This window comes from Mycolicibacterium agri, assembly GCF_002553505.1.
Taxonomy (GTDB): domain Bacteria; phylum Actinomycetota; class Actinomycetes; order Mycobacteriales; family Mycobacteriaceae; genus Mycobacterium; species Mycobacterium agri.
Genome location: NZ_PDCP01000194.1, coordinates 1 through 1759, shown reverse-complemented (window position 1 = coordinate 1759; position 1759 = coordinate 1). Strand labels below are relative to the sequence as shown.

The window sequence follows — 1759 nt, the reverse complement described above, 5'->3', positions numbered from 1 at the left end:
CACCTCGACAGTGGCGCGGGCGCCACGGTGGCCGGAATTCCTGTGCCGCGCAAGGAGGCCAGCGCCTTCGGCGTGATCAAGACCGCCTCAAACGGGCTGCAGGTCGAGGCGTTCCTGGAGAAGCCGCCCGACCCGCCGGGGCTGCCCGGCCGGCCCGACGAGACATTCGTTTCGATGGGCAATTACCTGTTCTCCACCGACGTGTTGGTCGAGGCACTTCGCAAGGACGCCGCCGACGAGTCCAGCAAGCACGACATGGGCGGCGACATCATGCCGATGATGGTGGATCAGGGAATCGCGCAGGTGTACGACTTCCAGCGCAACGTGGTGCCGGGCGCCGACCCCGCCGACGCCGGCTACTGGCGCGATGTTGGAACGCTGGATTCCTACTTCGACTCGCACATGGACCTGTGCGCGGTCGTGCCGGTATTCAACCTGTACAACAGCGAGTGGCCGATCCTCACCCATATCCCGCCGCATCCACCCGCGAAGTTCGTGCACGAGGACGGCGACCGGGTCGGCCGTGCCGTGAATAGCGTGGTCTCCAACGGCGTCATCGTCTCGGGGGCGCTGGTGCGCGAATCGGTGCTATCGCCCGGAGCGCGGATAGAGGACTACGCCCTCGTCGAACGGTCAGTGATCATGGACAACACCGTCATCGGCGCCAACGCCGTGATACAGAACGCGATCATCGACAAGGACGTGGTGGTACCCGACGGGGCGCAGGTCGGCGTGGACAAAGACCACGACCTGGCCCGCGGATTCGTCGTCTCCGACAGCGGCGTGACCGTCGTCGGCAAGAGTCAGCAGGTCACCAAGTGAGCACGGTGAATCAGGCAGGTGACCGACTCAAGGTCGCACTGTGCACCAGGGAGTACCCGCCCGAGGTCTATGGGGGTGCCGGGGTGCACGTGGAGTACCTGGCCAAGGAGCTGTCCAAGCATGTCGCCCTGACCGTGCACTGCCAGGGCGCCGACCGGCCGACCGCGGTGGCGCACCAACCGTGGGATCGGCTCGAGAACGATAATCCTGCGCTGCAGACGATTTCGACTGGACTGTCGATGGTTGCGGCCATGGGCGACGTCGACCTGGTGCACTCCCACACCTGGTATGCCAACATGGCCGGACACCTGACGTCGTTGCTGTACGGAATCCCGCACGTGTTGACGGTGCACTCTCTGGAGCCGCTTCGTCCGTGGAAGGCCGAACAGCTCGGCGGCGGCTACGCGCTGTCGTCCTGGTGCGAGCGCGACGCAGTGGAGAACGCCGCGGCGGTCATCGCGGTGTCCAACGGAATGAAGGCCGACGTGCTGTCCACCTACCCTTCGGTGAACCCGGATAAGGTGCGGGTGATCCACAACGGGATCGATGCGCAGCAGTACGCGCCTGACCCCGACACCGAGGTGCTCGAGCGATGCGGGGTCGACCCCCATCGACCCAACGTGGTCTTCGTCGGACGGATCACCCGGCAGAAGGGCGTGCCGGTGCTGCTGCGCGCAGCCGCCCAGCTCGACCCCGAGGTACAGCTCGTGCTCTGCGCTGGACAACCGGACACGCCCGAACTCGCGCTGGAGGTGACCGACCTTGTCAATAACTTGCGCGCCACACGATCTGGGGTGATCTGGATCGAAGGAATGCTCGACCGGCACGAGGTGATCCAGCTGCTGAGCCACGCGACGGCGTTTGTGTGTCCGTCGCTGTACGAGCCGCTCGGCATCGTCAACCTGGAGGCGATGGCGTGCGGTACCGCGGTAGTCGC

2 protein-coding genes are annotated in these 1759 nt (G+C 65.6%); both read left to right on the top strand.

All coding sequences use genetic code 11. From position 1 onward, the window contains the following. On the top strand, positions 1-822 hold an 822-nt coding region (locus CQY20_RS33670; RefSeq protein WP_097945703.1), incomplete at its 5' end, for a GlgC family sugar phosphate nucleotidyltransferase. Next, on the top strand, positions 819-1759 hold a 941-nt coding region (gene glgA, locus CQY20_RS33665), incomplete at its 3' end, for a glycogen synthase (RefSeq protein ID WP_234816545.1). The genes CQY20_RS33670 and glgA, both read left to right, overlap by 4 nt.